Below are 18,491 nucleotides of genomic sequence, written 5' to 3'. Positions count from 1 at the left end.
CCGCGCGGTAGCGGGACGGGCGATCGGTCGTTCGGCTGCGATCGACGCGCCGAACAGAAATCCGCCCACGAATGCCGTGGGCGGATTCCGGTCTGCCGAGCGAATCCGATTCTCCGGCCGTTTCAGCCGCGCAATCGGAGGGTGACCGCGCGGGGTTCGGTGAAGAACTCGCGGGAGTACTGGCCGCCCTCGCGGCCGAGGCCGCTGGCGCCTTCGCCGCCGAACGGCAGGCGCAGGTCGCGTTCGAAGAACGTGTTGATCCACACGGTGCCGGCCTTCCAGCGGGCGGCCATCCGGTGGGCCCGGTCCAGGTTCTGGGTGAACAGCATCCCGGCGAGACCGTAGGGGGAGTCGTTGGCGATGCGCAGGGCCTCCTCCTCGGTGTCGAAGCCGAGGACGGTCTCGACCGGGCCGAAGATCTCCTCCCGCGCGGTGCGGGAGGCGTTGGTCAGCCCGGTGACGACGGTGGGCGGGTAGTAGAAGCCGCCGGCGCGGGCCTCGTCGGTCAGCCGGGAGCCGCCGGTGACGACCTTGCCGCCTTCCTCCTGGGCGAGCTCGACGTAGCCGTGCACCTTGTCGAGGTGGCGCCGCTCGATGAGCGGGCCCATGAAGTTCGACGGGTCCTTCGGGTCGCCGACGGTGAGCGCGCTCGCCTGCTCGGTGAACCGGGCGAGGAACTCGTCCATGATGCTGTTGTGCACCAGCAGCCGGGACCCGGCAAGGCACACCTGTCCGTTGCCGCCGAAGATCGCCCGGATCGCCATCGGCACGGCGACGTCGAGGTCGGCGTCGGCGAAGACGATGTTCGCGGACTTGCCGCCCATCTCCGCCGAGACCGGGGTGTGGTTGACCGCTGCGGCCTGCAGGATCTTCACGCCCGTGGCGCTCGAGCCGGTGAAGGTGATCCGATCCACCCGCGGGTCCGAGGTCAGCGGCCCGGCGACGGCCTCACCGCCGAACCCGTGCACGACGTTGAGCACGCCTTCGGGCAGTCCGGCCTCGAGGGCGAGCTCGGCGAAGCGGTGCGCGGTCAGTGGGGTCTGCGGCGCCGGCTTGAGCACCGCGGTGTTGCCGAAGGCCAAGGCGGGGGCGATCTTCCAGGTGGCCAGCATCAGGGGTGCGTTCCACGGGCTGATCGCCGAGACCACACCGGCCGGCGGGTAGAGCACGTAGGACAGCAGGTCCCCATCGGGGTAGGCCTCGTTGGCGGCCATCGCGACGTAGTCGGCGAAGAACCGCAGATTGTGGGCCACGCGGGGGATTTCGGCGTGCAGCGACTGGTTGATGCTCTTGCCGCCGTCGCGGGTCTCGAGCAGGGCGAGTTCCTCGCGGTGGGCGTCGACCTTGTCGGCGACCGCGTGCAGGATCTTCGCGCGCTCCTTCGGGGACAGCAGCGGCCAGGGGCCGTCGTCGAAGGCGGTGCGGGCGGCGGTGATCGCCGCGGCGCCGTCCTCGGCGGTGCCCGCGGGCACGACCCCGAGCAGCGCACCGTCGTGGGGGTCGCGGGATTCGAAGGTGGCCCCGTCCGACGCCGGCTTCCATTCGCCGCCGATGAGGTGCCGGACCTGCGTGACCGACGGCGAGTTCTGGGTCTGTGTCATGGCAGTCTCCCCGTGTCAGACGCCGGCGCGGGCCGGCAGTTCGTAGGTGCGGCCGGCCAGTTCGGAGGCGACGTCGACGATCATGTCCTCCTGCCCGCCGATGACGCCGCGGCGGCCGAGTTCGAGCAGGATCTCGCGGGTGGAGATGCCGAACTTCTTCGCGGCCCGCTTGGTCGGATGGAAGAACGTCGAGTACACCCCGGCGTAGCCGAGGATCAGCGCGGTCTCGTCGACGATCTGCGGTTCGGTCATCAGCGGCGCGACGACGTGCTCGGCGGTGTCGATCAGCGGGAACAGGTCGACCCCGGTGTCCCAGCCGGCCCGCTCGAACGCGGCGGCGAGCACCTCGGTCTGGGCGTTGCCGGCGCTGGCGCCGAGCCCGCGCAGCGACCCGTCGATGAACGTCGCGCCGTTCTCGGCGGCGGTGAGCGCGTTGGCGATGCCGACACCGAGATTGTTGTGGGCGTGGAAGCCGATGTCGGCGGAGATCGCCTGCCGCAGGGCCGCGACGCGGGCGCCGGCGTGCCGGGGCACCATCGCGCCGGCGGAGTCGACGACGTAGACGACGTCGGCGCCGTAGGAGTCGAGCTTGGCGGCCTGCTCGGCGAGCGGTTCGGGCTCGAGCTTGTGGCTCATCATCAGGAACGTCATCACGTTCAGGCCCTGGTCCTTGGCCCACTCGACGGGCTGCTGGGCGCAGTCGGCCTCGGTGCAGTGCACCGCGACGCGCACGGTCTCGATGCCGGCGTCGATCGCGCCCTGCAGTTCGGCGAGGGTGGCGATGCCCGGGACGTACAGCACCGCGATGTCGGCATTCTCGACGGCGTCGACGGCGGCGCGCACGTACTCGGGGTCGGTGGCGGCGGCGAAGCCGTACTGGATCGAGGAGGCGCCGAGGCCGATGCCATGAGCCACCTCGATGGTGGGGATTCCCGCTTTGTCGAGCCCGCGGGCGATGTCGGCGACGTTGCGGGGGGTGAACCGGTGCGAGACCGACGACATGCCGTCGCGCAGGGTGGTGTCGACGAGGGTGACCTTGCGGCGTCCGTCGGGGGTGCCGGCGGTGCCGGGGGTGGCGGTGTGGGTGGTGTCGGTGGTGCTCACTGGGCTGCTCCCTTGACGAGACTGCGCTCCGCCATGACGTCGGCGACCTGCACGGCGGCGGCGGTGATGATGTCGAGATTTCCGGCGTAGGTGGGCAGGAAGTCGCCGGCGCCGACGACCTCGAGCATGACCGTGACCAGGTCGCCGTCCACGTCGACCAGACGCAAGGTGTAGCCGGGGACGTACTGCTGCACCCTGGCGACCATCTCGACCACGGCGCGCTCGATCGCGTCCGGGTCGGGGTGGCGGACCTTGGCGTAGACGGTGTCGCGCATGTTCATCGGCGGCTCGGCCGGGTTGATCACCGAGATCGCCTTGGCGCGGTCCGCGCCGGCGACCTGCGCGAGTGCCCTGCCGGTCTTCTCGCTGAATTCGCTGAGGTTCTGGCGGGTGCCCGGGCCGGCGCTGTGCGAGGCGATCGCGGCGACGATCTCCCCGTAGTAGGCGTCCGCGGCCTGGTCGATCGCGTACAGGATCGGGATCGTGGCCTGACCGGCGCAGCTGACCATGTTCACGTTCGGTGCGTCGAGGTGCTCGGTGAGGTTGACGGCGGGCACGACGTACGGGCCCACCGAGGCGGGCGTCAGGTCGATGGCCTTGATGCCGGCCGCGGCATACCGGGGTGCGGCCGCGGCGTGCACCTTCGCCGAGGTGGCCTCGAACACCACGTCCGGGAGCTCGGGGCGGGCGAGGAGCCACTCGAGCCCCTCCGCGGTGGCCTCGAGGCCCTCCCGCCGGGCCCGCTCGAGTCCCTCGCTGGCCGGATCGATGCCCACCATGTACACCGGCTCGACATGCTCGGACCGCAGCAGCTTGTACATCAGGTCCGTCCCGATGTTCCCGGATCCGACGATCGCGGCTTTCAATCGACTCATCTGTGGGCCTTCCCTCCAGTGTCGGGGTGATGCCGCCGACGCTAGGGGCGATCCCCTGGTGGAGGGCGGGTGATCCGGCGGTACCGGACACACCCGGCCGAGATCCGGTCGCTGTTCGGCTATCCCGAACAGCGCTGACGGAAGCGCCGGACCCCCGCAAGCTCGTGACATCCACCACAACCGGAGCCGCAAGCCCGGCCAGCGGAGATCAGGAGTAGCCATGACCGACCTCACTGCCCGTTTCGACATCGCGCACCTCGCCCGTGCCGAACTGTTCACCCCCAGGCCGCAGGAAACCCTCGACTTCTTCACGAAGTTCCTCGGCATGTACATCACGCATCGGGAGGGGCAGTCCGTCTATCTGCGTGGGTACGAAGACCCGTACCAGTGGAGCCTGAAGGTCACCGAGGCGCCGGAAGCCGGCATGGGCCACGCCGCGCTGCGCACGAGTTCGCCGGAGGCGCTCGAGCGCCGCGTGGCGTCGCTGAAGCAGGGCAACGTCGAGGGCACGTGGAGCGAGGACCAGTTCGGCTACGGCAAGACCTTCGAGTTCCAGTCCCCGGACGGTCACAACCTGCAGTTGCTGTGGGAGGTGGAGAAGTACGTCGCCCCGAAGGAACTGCAGAGCAGGATCCTCTCGCGGCCGTCGAAGAAGCCGCTGTCGGGCATTCCGGTCAAGCGGATCGACCACCTCAACCTGATGGCCTCGGATGTCACCCCGCTCAAGGACTCGTTCGAGCGGCACCTCGGATTCCGCACCACCGAACGCGTCGTGGACGGCAACGTCGAGATCGGCGCCTGGATGAGCTCGAACCTGCTCGGCCACGAGGTCGCCTGCATGCGGGACATGACCGGCGGTCGTGGCAAGCTCCACCACCTCGCGTTCTACTACGGCACCGGCCAGCACCTTGCCGATGCGGTCGAGATGTTCCGCGACTACGACATCCAGATCGAGGCCGGCCCCGACAAGCACGGGATCACCCAGGGGCAGTTCCTCTACGTGTTCGAGCCGGGCGGCAACCGCATCGAACTGTTCGGCGAGGCCGGTTACCTGCACCTGGATCCGGACGCCGAGACCAAGACCTGGCAGATGTCCGATATCGACACCGGCCTCGCGGTCGGCGGCGCGAAGCTGCCGTGGGAGACGTACTTCACCTACGGCACCCCGAATCCGCTCGCACTCGATCAGCACATCGAGAAGTTCTCGCACTTCGGTCCGGGTGCTCCCGTCGACGACCCCGAGGTGATCGCCGCGGAACGCGCGGTTCCGGACGAAATCGACCATTCCCGAGCGGTTTCGGGATCCCCGGTCTGAGTCCTGGCGGGTGCGCACCTCCCGCGCCGGTTTCCGGCGTGCCGCGACGAGAGGTGCGCACCCGCGTGTCAGCCGGCGTCCGGGAACGTCACCTCGAGCGTCGCGAGCTGATCGGGATCCGACACCACCTCGATCTCGACGATCGCGTCGTCCTCGATGGTGAAGGCGAACACCGTGCGCGGACGGCCGCCCGGCGCCCATGCGGCGCCGGGCACCCCGTCTACGAGCACCGTGCGGGCGGCCTGGGCGCGTCCGTCGAAAACCCTTGCGACGCTGTGGGGGCCGTGAAGCTCGCGCGCGAGCGCCGGTGCGCCGTGAGCCGCGCCGGCGCGGGCCGTCGCCACGGCGACGTCGTCCGCGCGAAGGACCACGTCGGGATCGAGGAGGGCCAGCAGGTCGTCGAACCGCCCCTCCCGCGACGCGGCGAGGAACGCGTCGACGAGGCGACGGCGGCGCATCAGGTCGGCACGTGGGGCGGTCGCGCCCTGGATGCGCCGCCGCGCGCGGCTCGCGAGCTGGCGGGTGGCGGCGGGGGAGCGCTCCACGATCGGGGCGATCTCGTCGAACGGGACGGCGAACAGGTCGTGCAGCACGAACGCGAGGCGTTCGGCCGGGGCGAGAGTGTCGAGCACGACGAGCATGGCCACACCGACCGAATCGGCCAGCAGTGCAGCGCTTTCCGGAACGTCGCGCGGGTCCGTCGACCGAGGTTCGGGACGGTCGGGCTGATCGAGGGGGACCTCCCGGCGCGAGCCCCGGGATCGCAGCATGTCCAGGCACACCCGGCTCACCACCGTCCTCAGCCAGCCACCCAGGTTGGTGACCTCGTCGGTGCCGGAGCGGTGCAGGCGCAGCCAGGCCTCCTGCACGGCGTCGTCGGCCTCGCTCGCCGAGCCGAGCATGCGGAAGGCCACCGCCCGCAGACGATCCCGATGTGCCTCGAACTGTTCGGCGGGGAAGGCGCCGCCGGGGTGGGCCGAGAAGTTTCCGTCGCTCATGTCGTCACATTCTGTCGTCGGGATCCGTCATGGCTGTGACGAACGCACGACCCCGGATGTGACAAGGAGACGATCATGAAGGCTCGAATGACGAATCCCGCGCTCGTGCTGCCCGACGCGGTGACCGCGATGCAGGCACTGGGGAAGGCCGCCGACGGTGGCGGGCTGCCGGCGCGCACCACCCACCTCGTGCATCTGCGAGCGAGTCAGATCAACGGATGCAGCGTCTGTGTGGACATGCACCCGCGGCTGGCGAAGAAGGACGGGGAGACCGACAAGCGGCTGTTCGCAGTGGCGGCGTGGCGCGAGGCGCCGTACTTCACCGATGCCGAGCGGGCCGCCCTGGCGCTGACGGAGGCGGTGACCCGGCTCGCGGACCGCCCCGACCCGGTGCCCGACGACGTCTGGGACGAGGCCGCCCGCCACTTCGACGAGCCGCAGCTGGCCGCGCTGATCCTGCAGATCTCGCTGATCAACGTGTGGAACCGGCTCAACGCGACGGTCAAGCAGGTGGCCGGCGCGGAGTGGTGACGAAATGGCGTTGCCCTCCGAGGCATTTTCTGGAATGATTCCAGAAAATGCCTCGGAGGGTCGTCGCCCACGTTGTGACGGCCCGGAACGAAAAGGAGTGCGCTCATGTTCGCCGCCGGGTCCCGTGCCGTCACGCTTCCATCGATGGTCCTCGGAGGGCTGCGGCCGCTGTACCGGCAGATGGCACGCGCCAACGTGCGCACCGTGGGCTTCGTGCACACCGTGGGTGCGGACCGGTTCGAGGTCCGGCTGACCGCGGCGGCGGGCGGGCCGATGCTCGACATCCGTTCGCAGGACCGGACGATCGCGTTCACGGTGCCGCTCACGGCACAGTTCCGGGCGCAGCCGGAACTCGATCCCGGCAGCTACCGGACGCTGTGCGCGATGCTGACGCCGGACGCGGCTCCGGCGGCCGGCACCGTCGTCCGCTTTCTGCAGGGTCTCGTCGCGCAGGCGCCCGCCGTGCTCTCCCGCACGGACGCCCACGCGGCCTGAGGGAAGCTCCGCGACGGGGTTCGGCTGCCGAGACGGTGCCCGGGGGGCATGATCGGATCGGGACCGAACCGTAGTGGGGGTCCGGAGGAGGGCGGCGATGGCGAAGGAAGGCGAGACACGTCGATTCGGACTGCTCGGGTCCGCGATGGAGGAGTTACTGGAGAGGACCCGCGCCGTGGCTGACGCGGTCGGGTCGATCGGGAGCGACGCCCTCGGCGCGATTCCCGAACCCCTGTCCGCGCCCGCGAACCGGATGCTGGGCTCTCTTCGGCAAGTGATGGAGCTCGTGCCACCCGTCCTCACCGAGTTCGACGCACTCGTCGAGCAGCTGCACGCGCAGCGAAAATCGGTGCAGGCGCTGCAGGCGCAACTGTCGGCGTTCGACCGTCAGCTGGAGGTGGTCGAAAAGTCGCTGGCACCGTTGCACGGTCTGGCCCACGAGTGGTCCCGGCTGCAGCAGTCGCTGCTCGACTATCCCGCCCCCGGCGAACCGAAGAAGTCCGGCCCGTCGGAGGCCTGATCGACCGAATGTGTCGGTAGACGGAGTGCGTCAGAAGTCGCCTTCGGCGACCTGGAAGCACACCAGGCCCATCCGCCGCCACATCCGTACGACCTGATCACGATCGTCGAGGACGGCGACGACCCGGTACCGGTGCCGGACGTACCGGTCGAAGAGTTCGGCTTTGACGATGGAGTCCTTGCGATTGTCGCCGGGCGCACGCATGTGCAGTTCGGTGTAGGGCACCCGGTGCTCGGCGAGCCACTGCTCGGTTTCGGGCCGGCACACACCGTCGCGGCCGGAGACCAGCACGATCGCCGGCTCGTCCGGCGACGCCGCGAACGCGGTCACGGCGGCCATCACGGCGGGGGAGAGCGAATCCTCACCCACGCGGTGCCAGTGGTACGGGCTGCGGTCGCTCATGTGGGCGAGCGTGCCGTCGATGTCGACGATCCACGCCGGCGGCAGCGTCGGATCCGGCACGTACGGGGCCGGGTGGAAAACCGGCTCGGCCGGCGGCCGGTGCCGCCCCCACCGCGGCGTCCCGGTGCGTCCTTTGGGCTGCTGGGACCGCCCGAAGGACGCACCGGCGGCGTAGCCGCCTACAGCCCGGGGCGCTTGCCGATCGTCAGGGTGACCTCGCCGGTGCCGGCGAAGAAGTCGTTGCCCTTGTCGTCCACGACGATGAACGCCGGGAAGTCCTCGACCTCGATCTTCCACACTGCTTCCATACCCAGTTCCGGGTACTCGAGAACCTCGACCTTCTTGATGCAGTCGAGTGCGAGCCGCGCGGCCGGCCCGCCGATGGAGCCGAGGTAGAAGCCGCCGTGGTTCTTGCAGGCGTCGGTGACCTGCTGCGAGCGGTTGCCCTTGGCGAGCATGACCATCGAGCCGCCCGCGGCCTGGAACTGCTCGACGTAGGAGTCCATCCGGCCGGCCGTGGTGGGGCCGAACGAACCGGAGGCCATGCCGTCCGGGGTCTTGGCCGGCCCGGCGTAGTACACCGGGTGGTCCTTCAGGTACTGCGGCATCCCCTCGCCGGCGTCGAGGCGTTCCTTGATCTTCGCGTGCGCGATGTCGCGGGCGACGACGAGCGGGCCCGTGAGGGACAGCCGGGTCTTGACGGGGTGCTTGCACAGTTCGGCGAGGATCTCCGGCATCGGCCGCGTCAGGTCGATCTTCACCGCGGCACCCTTGCCGGTGCCCGACACACCCTCGGTCTCGGCGTCGAGGTGGGCGTCGGTGACCTCGGGCAGGAAGCGGCCCGGGTTGAACTCGAGCTGCTCGAGGAACACGCCCTCCGGGGTGATCTTCGCCTTCGCCTGCCGGTCGGCGGAGCAGGACACGGCCAGCGCCACCGGCAGCGACGCGCCGTGGCGGGGCAGGCGGATGACGCGCACGTCGTGGCAGAAGTACTTGCCGCCGAACTGTGCGCCGATCCCGATCTTGCGGGTCAGTTCGAGCACCTGCTCCTCGAGCTCGAGATCGCGGAAGCCGCGGCCGGTGATCGCGCCCTCGTTCGGCAGCTCGTCCAGGTAGTGGGCGGAGGCGTACTTGGCGGTCTTGAGGGCGAACTCGGCGGAGGTACCGCCGACGACGATCGCGAGGTGGTACGGCGGGCACGCGGCGGTGCCGAGCGAACGGATCTTGGCCTCGAGGAAGCGCATCATCGAGTCCGGGTTCAGGATCGCCTTCGTCTCCTGGTACAGGTACGACTTGTTGGCCGATCCGCCTCCCTTCGCCATGAACAGGAACTTGTAGGCGTTCTCGTGGCCGGCCGCCGTGTCGGCGTAGAGCTCGATCTGCGCCGGCAGGTTCGAGCCGGTGTTCTTCTCCTCCCACATGGTGAGGGGAGCGTTCTGCGAGTACCGCAGGTTGAGCCGGGTGTACGCGTCGTACACGCCGCGGGCGATCGCCTCCTCGTCGTTGCCGGGACTGAGGACGTGCTGGCCGCGCTTGCCCATGACGATCGCGGTGCCGGTGTCCTGGCACATCGGCAGCACCCCGGCGGCGGCGATGTTGGCGTTCTTCAGGAGATCGAGCGCGACGAACTTGTCGTTGTCCGACGCTTCCGGGTCGTCGAGGATGCTTGCGAGCTGCTTCAGGTGGTCCGCGCGCAGGTAGTGCTGGATGTCGTGCAGCGCGGTCTCGGTGAGCAGGCGCAGCGCCTCGGGCTCGACCTGCAGGAAGGTGCGGCCGCCCGGTCCTTCGACGGTGGACACCCCCTCGGTGGTCAGCAGCCGGTACTCGGTGGGGTCTTCCCCGATCGGCAGCAGGTCCTCGTAGAGGAAGTCGGCCATTTCTTCTCCTGAACTGTCCTGGACAGCGGGGCTGATGTTCGCGACAAGGCTAATGCCGGCGACACGGCGCTCCGACGCCGGGGCGTGTGACGCAAGCCGCTCCCGCACCCATCGTGACCTGCGTCACTACGGAAATCGGCGGTCACTGTGTCGGCGGTCACGGTGACGACGGACCGCAATCCGTACACTGGTATGGATGGTTCGTACGGCACAGGAACGGGTACTCGGACGGCACCGCTTCCGACAGACCTACCGGCGGGAGTTCGAGAACACGTGAGTACCGAGACCGTGCCGACGACGGCACTTGCCCATCGCGGATCGCTGCGCGGCTTCCACGCCTGGCTCGACGTCGCCGTCGTGGTGGTCGTTCTCGTCGCCACCAACCTGATCGCGCACTTCACCACCGTGTGGGCCAGCATCGCGACGGTGCCCATCGCGGCCGTCGTGCTCGTCGCGCTGATGCGCCGCCGGGGCATGCGCTGGTCCGAACTCGGGCTCTCGCCGCGCCACTGGCGCTCCGGCTCGCTCTACGCGCTGGGCGCCGCGGGGATCGTGCTGGCCGTGATCGCCGTGGGCGTGGCGCTGCCCCCCACCCGGCAGTTCTTCCTGTCCGACCGCTACGCGACGATCTCCGGCGCGCTCCTCGCGTCGATGATCGTCATCCCACTGCAGACGGTCATCCCCGAGGAACTCGCGTTCCGCGGGGTGCTGCACGGCACGCTCGAACGTGTCTCGGGTGCGCGCGGCGTGTTCGCCGCCGGATCGCTGCTGTTCGGCCTGTGGCACATCGCCTCGTCGCTCGGGCTCACGAACGGCAACCGCGGGCTGAGCGGCATCCTCGGCGGCGGCCTGTGGGGACAGGTGCTGGGCATCGCCGGAGCGGTCGTGGCGACCGCGGCCGCCGGATTCGTCTTCACCTGGCTGCGCCGCCGCAGCGGGAGCCTGATCGCCCCGATCGCCCTGCACTGGTCGCTCAACGGCGCCGGTGCCCTGGCCGCCGCCCTGGTCTGGCACGCCACCCTGAACTGACCGCCGGCGAACCGCCGCCGCGGTACCGTGCGCTGATGGCACTCGCGGTCTGCCTGCTCTTCGACGCCGCCGCCCGGCGCGCCCTGCAACAGCTGTGGGCCCGGCTCGAAGATCTCGGTGTGCCGACACTGCTCACTCACACCCACGGCCGGCACGTGCCGCACCTGTCGTACGCGGTGTTGCGCAGCTACGACGCCGACGACGTGACGGCCGCGCTCGAGGCGCTGCCCGACGGCGGGCCGCTGACCCTCTACTCCGACGGCCTGGGCGCCTTCCGGCGCGGACGGGTCTGGCTCGCGCCCGCCCCCACCGCCGACCTCCTGCGGCGCCAGCAGCGCGTGGTCGACACCGTCACCGCCACCGGCGCGGACCTGCACAAGCACTACCGGCCGGGCGTATGGACCCCGCATCTGACCCTCAGCCCCCGCGCACGGTTGGACGACCTGCCACGGGTGGCCGCGGCCGTCTACGACGTGCTGCCCCTCGCAACGGCCGTGGCCGGCGCGGCACTGATCGACACCACGACGGGAGAGCGCCGTCCGTTGCGGCGGGTCCCGTGACCGACGTCGCTCACTCCTCGGGGTTCTCCACCCACTTGCCGTAGGGCGGGGGCCCCTCGCTCATGATCTGCACTCCGAAGTGCGGGGCGTGCTTCCACACGTAGCCGTGCAGGGTGTGTTCCTCCGACGTCTGCGTGTTGACGAGGACGAGGTCTCCCGTCGCTCGCTCCTCGAGCGAGAACCCGCTCTCCGGGCCCTCGAGTACCCACCACTTCTTCCTGCTCATGATCGATGCCCTCCGGTGCGGGACGGGACAGGTCTCGGGCCGGACGTTACTCCCGAGCGGGCCTTCGCGGCACCGGTTCGCCGATCCGGGTCACCGGCTCCCCAGCAGACGGCGGGTGGTCTCGTCGGCGGGGTAGAACGCCTCGATCGCCAGTTCGGCGACGGTGACGTCCAGCGGCGTGCCGAACAGCGTCGTCGTGCTCAACAGGGACAGCTCGCCGTCGTCGGTGCGCAGCCGCAGCGGCACCACCAGGGCGTGGGCGCCGGCCGGATCGAGCTCGGCCTCGTAGCCGTCGTCGCACGGGTAGGCGGCCAGTTCGGCGTGCAGCCGTCGCAGCACCGGGTCACCCGTCGCGGCGAGCTGATGCCGCAGGCGTGTCAGCAGGTGCGCCCGCCACTGGCCGTGGTTGGCGATGCGCGGCGCCATGCCCTCCGGGTGCAGCGTCACCCGCAGCACGTTCACCGGGGGCTCGAGCAGCCGCGGGGCGCACCCGTCGAGCAGACCCACCACGGCGTCGTTGGCGTCGACCATCGTCCAGTGCCGGTCCACCACCAGCGCCGGATACGGCCGGTGCGACGCCAGGATCCGCTCGATCGCGTCGGCCACCGCGGCCATCGGCACGTCCCCGAGCCGGTGCTCCGGATACGCGGGGGCCAGGCCAGCGGCGAGGAGCAGCGAGTTGCGCTCCCGCAGCGGGATGTCGAGCTGATCGGCCAGTCGCAGCAGCATGGTGCGGGTCGGCCGCGACCGGCCGGTTTCGAGGAAGCTCACGTGCCGCGCCGAGACCTCCGCCCGGTTGGCGAGCGCGAGCTGACTCAGGCCGCGACGCTCGCGCCAGTGCCGCAGCAGCACTCCGACGGGTTCCTCGTGCACGGTGGTCATGCCCGTCACCGTAGCCGCGAAGCGGGAAGGGCAGCCATTACCTGCCGGGTAATCGATTCGGGCACCGGGGCGCGGCAGTCTCCTCGATGTGCGGCACAGATGTGCGGCACACCGCCGCCACCGACCGACCGGGAGGACCCCATGACCGCCTACGCGATCGCCCATCTTCGCTCCGTCGACTTCGGACCCGAGATCGTCCGGTACATCGAGGAGATCGACGAGACCTTCACGCCGTACGGGGGCAGATTTCTCGTCCACGGCGTCGAACCCGAGGTCCACGAGGGACCGTGGCCCGGCCATGTCGTGGTCGTCGAGTTCCCCGACCTCGAGCAGGCCCGCGCCTGGTACCGGTCGGCGGCCTACCAGGCGATCCTGCCGTTGCGCACCGAGCACTCCGACAGTTCGGCGATCCTCGTCGACGGCGTGCCGCCGGGGTACCGGGCGAGCGACTACCTCGCCAAGGTGGGCCGCGCCTGATCCGTCCGCGGTTCAGCGCAGGATCCCAGCCGCGCGGGCCGGTGCCGCATACGCCTCGGCGAGGGTGTCCACCGTCTCGTGGGCGTTGAGCCCGCTCGGATTGGGCACCACCCACACCGGCACCCCGCCGAGCGTCTCCTCCTGCAGGCCCGCGGCCGCCTTCCGGTGACCGAACGCCGACCGGTACGCGGTGATGCCGGCGACGGCCACCACCCGGGGCCGGTGCAGCGCCACCACCTCGGCCAGCCGCACCGCCCCGGTCCGCAGTTCCTCGGCCGTGAGCTCGTCCGCGCGGGCCGTGGCGCGCGGCGCGAGATTGGTGATCCCGACGCCCCGCTCGATCAGGTGCGCCCTGTCGTCGTGGCTCATCCCCGCGGTGGGGTCGACGGGCCGGAGCAGGATGCCGGCCCGCAGCAGCGCCGGGTAGAAGCGGTTGCCGGGCCGTGCGAAGTGCGCGCCCGTCGCCGCCGTCCACAGGCCCGGGTTGATGCCCACGAACAGCAGTCGGCAGTCCGGCCCGATCAGGTCGGGTACCACCGTGTCACGGAAGCGTTCGAGTTCGGCGCGCGTGAATCCCACCCGTCCCACGGTAGCGAGCGGCGCCGCCGGCCCCGGTGGCGCCGGCACGGGGAGTGTGGCCGCCATCGCGTCCGCAGCCATCGGCTAGGGTGAAATGCGCGTCGTGGCGGGACCGGACAGCCGCGGCGAGCAGGGCCGAAACGATAGGGGAAGGTGTGCAGCGCCGGAACGTGATCGGTAACCCCGTCGGAGACTCGTCCGGCCGCGAGGTGGCGCTACCGCCGTACACGGATCTGCTGTGGCCCACCCTGCAGGCGCTGATCGGGCTCGGTGGCTCGGCCTCGATCGAGGAGCTCGAGAAGGCCGTCATCGCGCGCGAAGGTCTGTCCGAGGCCGCGCGGTCCGTACTGCACGGCGACGGGCCGGTCACCGAGATCGAGTACCGGGTCGGCTGGGCGCGCACCTATCTCAAGGGCATGGGGCTGCTCGCCAACACCCGGCGCGGTGTGTGGAGCGTCACCGACCGCGGCCGCGCAGTGCAGGAATCCGAGATCAAGCCCCTGCAGGTGGCATACACCGCGGAGAAGCGGCGCAAGCGGCTCGTGCGCAACGCGTCGTCGCGCGCGCAGGTGGTGACCCTCGCGGCCGCTCCCGAGGACCCCGAGCTGTGGCGCGAGCCCGTGCTCGCCGCCGTCGCCGAGCTCCCGGACGAGGGCTTCGAACGGCTCGCCGTCGCGGTGCTCCGCGCCGCCGGCTTCACCACCATCTCCGTGCCCCCGCACGGCGGTCACCTCGACACCGGCTCCGACAACGACGTCGACGTCGAGGGCACCGGCGTGCTGCGGGTGTCGCTGCTCGGCTTCTCGGTGTTCTTCCGGTTCCTGCGCGGCCCCGAGCGGGCGGGCGCGGACGTCGTGCGCGAGTTCCGCGCCGCGATGGCCGGTCGCGGCGAGAAGGGCCTGCTCGTCACCACCGGGACGTTCGGCGACGACGCCCGTGCCGAGGCGCACCGGCTCGGCGCGCCGCCCATCGAACTCGTCGACGGCGACGGCCTGTGCGATCTGCTCAAGGAGCACGGTCTCGGGGTCCACACCACGGTGCGCACCGTCGAGGACGTCGCCCTCGTTCCCGCCTTCTTCGCCGAGCTCGGCGGCCGGTAGCCGCGCCGCGCCCCCGTCGCGCGGGCCCCGAATCCCGATGTGCCCGCGCGGGACCCGCGAGTGTGGTGCAATACCGGAAGCTCGACACCCTGTCCGCCGTGCACGCTCGTCCAAGCGAGGTTCGATGGCCATCTCACGTCGGGAACTGTTGCGGTACGCGGCCGTCGGCTCGTGCGCGGCCTGGGTGTCGGCCGTCGCCGCCCCCGGGGTGGCGCAGGGCCGGGAGGTGCTCGGCACGATCGTCGACTACTCCGCGGCCGTGCCGTCGCCGTCGTCGATCCGTGCCGCCGGGCACATCGGTGCCATCCGGTACGTCTCGGACCGACGGCCGGGCGCCGAGTGGATGCTGGCCAAGCCGCTGACCGAGTCGGAGGCCGCCGCACTCGTCGCCGGCGACCTCGAGGTCGTGTCGTGCTACCAGTTCGGCAAGGCCGACACGGCGGACTGGCTCGGCGGATACGACGCCGGGGTCCGGCACGCGACGCGCGGCCTCGAACTGCACCGGGCGGCCGGGGGACCGGCGGACCGGCCGATCTACGCCTCGATCGACGACAATCCGTCCGAGCAACAGTTCGCCGACCTGATCGCGCCGTACCTGCAGGGCTGGCACGACGTGCTCGGCGCCGGGAACACCGGCGTGTACGCCAACGCGCCGACCATCTCCTGGGCCCGCGACGCCGGCCTGGGATCGTTCTACTGGCAACATGATTGGGGCACGGCCGAGGGCTACGTCCATCCCGCGGCGAACCTGCACCAGGTGGGCGGCGGGACGATCGACGGCATCGGCATCGACGTCAACAGTGTATTCAGCGCCGACTACGGGCAGTGGTCGCTCACCGTCGGGTGAGCCCGCCGGGCCGCGGCCGGGGAACGGCGGCGGTCAGGCCCAGCGCGACGGCAGCGGCCGCGACCGACAGCAGGAAGGTGGCGCGGAACCCTTCGAGGGCGGGCACCGTGTAGGTGCCGACCGTCGTGGTCATCGCCGCGAGCACCACGCTCACCACCGCCGCGGATGTGGACGTCCCGATCGAACGCATCAGCGTGTTGAGACTGTTCGCGGCGGCGGTCTCGGACAGCGGCACCGCACCCATGATGAGGGCCGGCATCGCCGCGTACGCCAGCCCGATCCCCGCCCCGATGATCATCCCCGCCACGACGATGTGCCATATCTCGGTGTACGCGACGTAGACCAGCACGTAGCCGGCGCCCACGACCACGACCCCGCTCGCCAGGGTGACCCGCGGCCCGTAACTGCCGGTGATCCGCGCGGAGACGGGGGACAGGGCCATCATGACGACCCCGCCCGGCGCGATGAGCACGCCGGTCGTCACCATGGACAGCCCGAAGCCGTAGCCCGTCTCGGTGGGGGCCATCAGCAACTGCGGGAACGCGAGCATCTGTCCGTAGATCGCGAACCCGACGGCGACCGACGCGAGGTTGGTCAGCAGGACCGGGCGCCGCGCGGAGATCCGTAGATTCACCAGGGGTCGCGCCGTCCGCAGTTCGTAATGTCCCCACACGAGCGCCGCACCGGCGGCGGCGGCGAACATGCCCAGGGTCAGGGGATTCGACCAGCCCCAGGTGCCGCCCTTGGTGACGGGCAGGAGCAACAGCGTCAGCGCGACCGAGAGGCCGATCGCGCCGACGACGTCGAACCGGCCGGGGTTGCGGTGGGGTGACTCCGGGACCACCTTCAGCACCATGGCGATGCCCAGCAGGCCGAACCCGGCGGCGGCGGCGAACAGCATGTGCCAATCGGCGATCTGGGCGATGGCCGCGGCGACGGGGAACCCGACGGCACCACCCACCCCGAGGGTGGCGCTGATGGTCGCCATCGCCCCGGCGATCCGCCGGGGCGGCAGTTCGTCGCGCAGGATCGCGATGCCGAGCGGGATCGCGCCGGTCGCCGCGCCCTGCAGGGCGCGGCCGGCGATCATCGGGAGCAGCGACTCGGCGAGGGCGCACACGAGGGAACCGGCCACGACCGCGCCGAGGCTGACCACCAGCATGCGCCGCTTGCCGAACATGTCGCCCAGCCGGCCGCTGATGGGGGTGAGGACGGCCGCGGCGAGAAGGGTGGCGGTGACCGCCCACGAGGCGTTCTCCACGGACGTGTCGAGCAGCTGTGGCAGCTGGGGGAGCAGGGGGATGACGAGGGTCTGCATCAACGCGACGACGATCCCGCACAGGGAGAGTACCGCGACGAGACCACGGGGTGCGGGGCGTTCGGCTGTGAACGGAACGGGGGTCTCGACGGCCATGCGCCTCCTCGGGGTCGGGGCCGCGCGCTGCGGGCGGGCATGGACGTGACCTACGAGATGTATCAGGTTCCCCGCCGGGAGGGCGGCCGCGCGCCCGTCGATCGGGACGCAGGCCGGCCGGTCAGCTCTGGCAGTGCGCGGTGGGGTCGGGTTCGGCGGCGGTGACGACGAGCGTGGGATGCGGGTCGTCGGGGGCATCGTGGACACCGCGCCACGACAGCAGCGACCAGCGGGACAGTCCCGACAGCGCCGAGCCGAGGCTGGCGAACGACAGCGACGACAGGGCCGAACCGAACGAGCCCACCGAACCGACGGACAGCACCGACCCCACGCTGCCGATCGACAGGATCGAGTACGCCGAGCCGATGGACAGGATCGAGCCCTCGGAGCGGACGGACAGGATCGACCGGTGTGAACGGCGCGAGCGCAGGGACCGGGAAGCGGCGAGCCCGGACGGTGTTTCGGCCATGTCTCGGTCTACCACGCGGTCCGCGGCTCCGGAAGCGTCCGGACGACCGAGGCCGCCGGGGATGATCCCGGCGGCCTCGGCAGACGTGCGGATGAGCGGTCAGGCGACCGTGACGAGCCCGATCGTCGGCAGGAAGGTGCACGAACGCGGGGCCGCGCCTGCGGCCTGCGTGGTGATGCCGCCGGAGATCACGGCGGCCACGTTGCCGGAGCCGGTGTCGGCGATCGCGCTGAGCGTCGTCGGCCCGTCGGGGTTGATCCGGGCCTCGTCGGTCAACGTCGCGGTGCCGCTGCGACCGTTGGAGACGTTGATCCAGCTCACCGTCAGCGGCTGCGCCTGCTGGTCGGCGAACTTGGCGGTGCCCAGCGCGGTGAACACGAACCCGGCCTGGCCGGCCTTCGGGCCCGGCGGCGGGAGCGGCGCGGGGCCGGCCACGGCGAGCGCGGTGCCGATGGAGTCACCGCCGTCGCGGATGCAGTCCTGGCCGATGCTCGGGTACAGGAACTGGGAGATCGCCACGGCGCCCGGGTCCGGGAGGTCGGGTCCGCCGCCGCCGCTGCCGTCGAGGAAGGTGATCACGCGCTGGAGCAGGGCCTTGACCGAGTCCGGCAGCTGCGAGTTCGCGAGCAGTTCCTTCGCCTGGTCGAGGAGCTGATTCTTGCCGTCCGCGACGTCGGCCGGGCCGGCCGCCGCTCCGACGATGGCGGGGGCGAGGGAGGCGAGGGCCTCGACCTCCTCGGGGGCGGCTGCCTGGGTGCTCAGCATGCCCATCAGCGACTCGATCGACAGATCCGCCGGCACCTGGTAGCCGGCGAACTCGGGCGGCAGCTGAAGCACGTCGGGGATGCCCGGAACGACGGGTTGCGCGACCGCCTGCGACGGCACGGTGAGCGCCGCCGCGGCGGCGAGAGCGCAGGCGGTGATCATCCTGCGCGTTGCTCGGGTTCGAAGCACTTTTCCCCATCCTTGTCGTTGAAGCGGCTCCGGGGCGCGAGGCGCCGATGCCGCTGACGGCTCGGGGAGACACTTTATGTAGGCCCCCCGATCAGTACAAGCCGTGGCCGGTCTCACAGCCGCCGCCCGTACTCGCGGGAGTCTAGCCATAACGTGTTCCGATCAGTGGTGTCCGCTCGAGACTACGTGTGACTGATGTGGTTTTAGTGAGAGTAGATGAAACTGTTACTGATGTG

At 70.8% G+C, this 18,491-nt stretch carries 21 protein-coding genes; 9 read left to right on the top strand and 12 right to left on the bottom strand.

Annotation, left to right across the window (positions count from 1 at the left end; genetic code table 11):
• Positions 1 to 122: 122 nt before the first annotated feature.
• From G6038_RS04105 to G6038_RS04095, 3 genes are read right to left on the bottom strand one after another with little or no spacing between them, the layout of a single operon-like run.
• Entirely contained in the window at positions 123 to 1,601 is a 1,479-nt protein-coding gene (locus tag G6038_RS04105; RefSeq protein ID WP_165036051.1) for an aldehyde dehydrogenase, read from the bottom strand.
• Between the two features lie 15 nt (positions 1,602 to 1,616).
• Positions 1,617 to 2,705 carry a 4-hydroxy-2-oxovalerate aldolase gene (gene dmpG, locus G6038_RS04100; protein ID WP_165036050.1) on the bottom strand — a complete coding sequence of 363 codons (1,089 nt, stop codon included), beginning with the start codon at positions 2,703 to 2,705 and terminating at the stop codon, positions 1,617 to 1,619.
• Positions 2,702 to 3,580, bottom strand: a complete 879-nt coding sequence (locus G6038_RS04095) for an acetaldehyde dehydrogenase (acetylating) (protein ID WP_165036049.1) — start codon at positions 3,578 to 3,580, stop codon at positions 2,702 to 2,704. Before G6038_RS04095 ends, dmpG begins: the two co-directional genes overlap by 4 nt.
• A 220-nt stretch (positions 3,581 to 3,800) precedes the next feature.
• On the opposite strand from G6038_RS04095, the gene G6038_RS04090 reads away from it, so the two are divergent.
• Entirely contained in the window at positions 3,801 to 4,895 is a 1,095-nt protein-coding gene (locus tag G6038_RS04090) for a VOC family protein (protein WP_165036048.1), read from the top strand.
• 68 nt (positions 4,896 to 4,963) lie between these two features.
• Here G6038_RS04090 and G6038_RS04085 read toward each other — a convergent pair whose 3' ends face one another.
• The gene (locus tag G6038_RS04085) at positions 4,964 to 5,893 is read right to left on the bottom strand and encodes a sigma-70 family RNA polymerase sigma factor (protein ID WP_165036047.1); all 930 of its coding nucleotides are present in this window, start codon (positions 5,891 to 5,893) and stop codon (positions 4,964 to 4,966) included.
• A 75-nt stretch (positions 5,894 to 5,968) separates the two neighbouring features.
• On the opposite strand from G6038_RS04085, the gene G6038_RS04080 reads away from it, so the two are divergent.
• The 3 genes from G6038_RS04080 to G6038_RS04070 all read left to right on the top strand — a co-directional run bounded on the left by G6038_RS04080 (position 5,969) and on the right by G6038_RS04070 (position 7,439).
• Positions 5,969 to 6,424: a carboxymuconolactone decarboxylase family protein gene (locus tag G6038_RS04080; RefSeq protein WP_165036046.1), complete on the top strand. Its 456-nt coding sequence runs from the start codon at positions 5,969 to 5,971 to the stop codon at positions 6,422 to 6,424.
• Between the two features lie 105 nt (positions 6,425 to 6,529).
• A complete protein-coding gene (locus G6038_RS04075; RefSeq protein ID WP_165036045.1) occupies positions 6,530 to 6,919 on the top strand; it encodes a hypothetical protein in 390 nt (129 codons plus the stop codon).
• Between the two features lie 175 nt (positions 6,920 to 7,094).
• Positions 7,095 to 7,439 carry a hypothetical protein gene (locus G6038_RS04070; protein WP_346772737.1) on the top strand — a complete coding sequence of 115 codons (345 nt, stop codon included), beginning with the start codon at positions 7,095 to 7,097 and terminating at the stop codon, positions 7,437 to 7,439.
• 30 nt (positions 7,440 to 7,469) lie between these two features.
• Here the strand turns inward: G6038_RS04070 and G6038_RS04065 are convergent, their stop codons facing one another.
• Together G6038_RS04065 and G6038_RS04060 are read right to left on the bottom strand one after the other, a co-directional pair.
• Entirely contained in the window at positions 7,470 to 7,901 is a 432-nt protein-coding gene (locus G6038_RS04065; RefSeq protein ID WP_165036043.1) for a polynucleotide kinase, read from the bottom strand.
• Between the two features lie 119 nt (positions 7,902 to 8,020).
• Entirely contained in the window at positions 8,021 to 9,718 is a 1,698-nt protein-coding gene (locus tag G6038_RS04060) for a fumarate hydratase (protein WP_165036042.1), read from the bottom strand.
• Between the two features lie 273 nt (positions 9,719 to 9,991).
• On the opposite strand from G6038_RS04060, the gene G6038_RS04055 reads away from it, so the two are divergent.
• Both G6038_RS04055 and G6038_RS04050 read left to right on the top strand, forming a co-directional pair.
• Positions 9,992 to 10,747 (top strand): CPBP family intramembrane glutamic endopeptidase, encoded by a 756-nt coding sequence (locus G6038_RS04055; RefSeq protein WP_165036041.1) that lies wholly within the window; start codon positions 9,992 to 9,994, stop codon positions 10,745 to 10,747.
• Positions 10,748 to 10,782: 35 nt separating this feature from the next.
• Positions 10,783 to 11,307: a 2'-5' RNA ligase family protein gene (locus G6038_RS04050; RefSeq protein WP_165036040.1), complete on the top strand. Its 525-nt coding sequence runs from the start codon at positions 10,783 to 10,785 to the stop codon at positions 11,305 to 11,307.
• A gap of 10 nt (positions 11,308 to 11,317) precedes the next feature.
• Here the strand turns inward: G6038_RS04050 and G6038_RS04045 are convergent, their stop codons facing one another.
• Positions 11,318 to 11,533, bottom strand: a complete 216-nt coding sequence (locus G6038_RS04045) for a maltose regulon activator MalT (protein ID WP_100056402.1) — start codon at positions 11,531 to 11,533, stop codon at positions 11,318 to 11,320.
• A 90-nt stretch (positions 11,534 to 11,623) separates the two neighbouring features.
• Positions 11,624 to 12,415 (bottom strand): helix-turn-helix transcriptional regulator, encoded by a 792-nt coding sequence (locus tag G6038_RS04040; protein WP_165036039.1) that lies wholly within the window; start codon positions 12,413 to 12,415, stop codon positions 11,624 to 11,626.
• Between the two features lie 141 nt (positions 12,416 to 12,556).
• Between G6038_RS04040 and G6038_RS04035 the strand changes: the two genes are divergently transcribed.
• A complete protein-coding gene (locus G6038_RS04035) occupies positions 12,557 to 12,892 on the top strand; it encodes a DUF1330 domain-containing protein (protein ID WP_165036038.1) in 336 nt (111 codons plus the stop codon).
• Positions 12,893 to 12,904: 12 nt separating this feature from the next.
• Here G6038_RS04035 and G6038_RS04030 read toward each other — a convergent pair whose 3' ends face one another.
• Complete coding sequence (locus G6038_RS04030) at positions 12,905 to 13,471, bottom strand: mismatch-specific DNA-glycosylase (RefSeq protein WP_165036037.1); 567 nt, start codon at positions 13,469 to 13,471, stop codon at positions 12,905 to 12,907.
• A 155-nt stretch (positions 13,472 to 13,626) separates the two neighbouring features.
• On the opposite strand from G6038_RS04030, the gene G6038_RS04025 reads away from it, so the two are divergent.
• The gene (locus G6038_RS04025; protein ID WP_006933925.1) at positions 13,627 to 14,571 is read left to right on the top strand and encodes a winged helix-turn-helix domain-containing protein; all 945 of its coding nucleotides are present in this window, start codon (positions 13,627 to 13,629) and stop codon (positions 14,569 to 14,571) included.
• Between the two features lie 124 nt (positions 14,572 to 14,695).
• Positions 14,696 to 15,418: a DUF1906 domain-containing protein gene (locus G6038_RS04020; protein ID WP_165036036.1), complete on the top strand. Its 723-nt coding sequence runs from the start codon at positions 14,696 to 14,698 to the stop codon at positions 15,416 to 15,418.
• Here the strand turns inward: G6038_RS04020 and G6038_RS04015 are convergent.
• From G6038_RS04015 to G6038_RS04005, 3 genes are all read right to left on the bottom strand, one after another.
• Positions 15,405 to 16,832 (bottom strand): MFS transporter, encoded by a 1,428-nt coding sequence (locus G6038_RS04015; protein WP_165036035.1) that lies wholly within the window; start codon positions 16,830 to 16,832, stop codon positions 15,405 to 15,407. The genes G6038_RS04020 and G6038_RS04015 overlap by 14 nt on opposite strands.
• A gap of 121 nt (positions 16,833 to 16,953) precedes the next feature.
• A complete protein-coding gene (locus tag G6038_RS04010; RefSeq protein ID WP_165036034.1) occupies positions 16,954 to 17,301 on the bottom strand; it encodes a hypothetical protein in 348 nt (115 codons plus the stop codon).
• A 99-nt stretch (positions 17,302 to 17,400) separates the two neighbouring features.
• On the bottom strand, positions 17,401 to 18,228 hold the full coding sequence (locus tag G6038_RS04005; protein WP_165036033.1) for a hypothetical protein: 828 nt from the start codon (positions 18,226 to 18,228) through the stop codon (positions 17,401 to 17,403).
• Positions 18,229 to 18,491 lie beyond the last annotated feature (263 nt).

Origin of the sequence: Rhodococcus sp. 14C212, from assembly GCF_011058195.1 — a bacterium.
Lineage (GTDB): Bacteria > Actinomycetota > Actinomycetes > Mycobacteriales > Mycobacteriaceae > Rhodococcus > Rhodococcus aetherivorans.
The sequence above is the reverse complement of the archived record's forward strand: the minus strand, read 5'-3'. Positions and strand labels throughout refer to the sequence as shown.

What these genes read in the sequence shown, in the direction of transcription:
- G6038_RS04105 (WP_165036051.1), bottom strand. Translation starts at nt 1,601, where the DNA reads ATGACACAGACCCAGAACTCGCCGTCGGTCACGCAGGTCCGGCACCTC.
- G6038_RS04095 (WP_165036049.1), bottom strand. Translation starts at nt 3,580, where the DNA reads ATGAGTCGATTGAAAGCCGCGATCGTCGGATCCGGGAACATCGGGACG.
- G6038_RS04090 (WP_165036048.1), top strand. Translation starts at nt 3,801, where the DNA reads ATGACCGACCTCACTGCCCGTTTCGACATCGCGCACCTCGCCCGTGCC.
- G6038_RS04085 (WP_165036047.1), bottom strand. Translation starts at nt 5,893, where the DNA reads ATGAGCGACGGAAACTTCTCGGCCCACCCCGGCGGCGCCTTCCCCGCC.
- G6038_RS04080 (WP_165036046.1), top strand. Translation starts at nt 5,969, where the DNA reads ATGAAGGCTCGAATGACGAATCCCGCGCTCGTGCTGCCCGACGCGGTG.
- G6038_RS04075 (WP_165036045.1), top strand. Translation starts at nt 6,530, where the DNA reads ATGTTCGCCGCCGGGTCCCGTGCCGTCACGCTTCCATCGATGGTCCTC.
- G6038_RS04060 (WP_165036042.1), bottom strand. Translation starts at nt 9,718, where the DNA reads ATGGCCGACTTCCTCTACGAGGACCTGCTGCCGATCGGGGAAGACCCC.
- G6038_RS04050 (WP_165036040.1), top strand. Translation starts at nt 10,783, where the DNA reads ATGGCACTCGCGGTCTGCCTGCTCTTCGACGCCGCCGCCCGGCGCGCC.
- G6038_RS04045 (WP_100056402.1), bottom strand. Translation starts at nt 11,533, where the DNA reads ATGAGCAGGAAGAAGTGGTGGGTACTCGAGGGCCCGGAGAGCGGGTTC.
- G6038_RS04040 (WP_165036039.1), bottom strand. Translation starts at nt 12,415, where the DNA reads ATGACCACCGTGCACGAGGAACCCGTCGGAGTGCTGCTGCGGCACTGG.
- G6038_RS04035 (WP_165036038.1), top strand. Translation starts at nt 12,557, where the DNA reads ATGACCGCCTACGCGATCGCCCATCTTCGCTCCGTCGACTTCGGACCC.
- G6038_RS04020 (WP_165036036.1), top strand. Translation starts at nt 14,696, where the DNA reads ATGGCCATCTCACGTCGGGAACTGTTGCGGTACGCGGCCGTCGGCTCG.
- G6038_RS04015 (WP_165036035.1), bottom strand. Translation starts at nt 16,832, where the DNA reads ATGGCCGTCGAGACCCCCGTTCCGTTCACAGCCGAACGCCCCGCACCC.
- G6038_RS04010 (WP_165036034.1), bottom strand. Translation starts at nt 17,301, where the DNA reads ATGGCCGAAACACCGTCCGGGCTCGCCGCTTCCCGGTCCCTGCGCTCG.
- G6038_RS04005 (WP_165036033.1), bottom strand. Translation starts at nt 18,228, where the DNA reads ATGATCACCGCCTGCGCTCTCGCCGCCGCGGCGGCGCTCACCGTGCCG.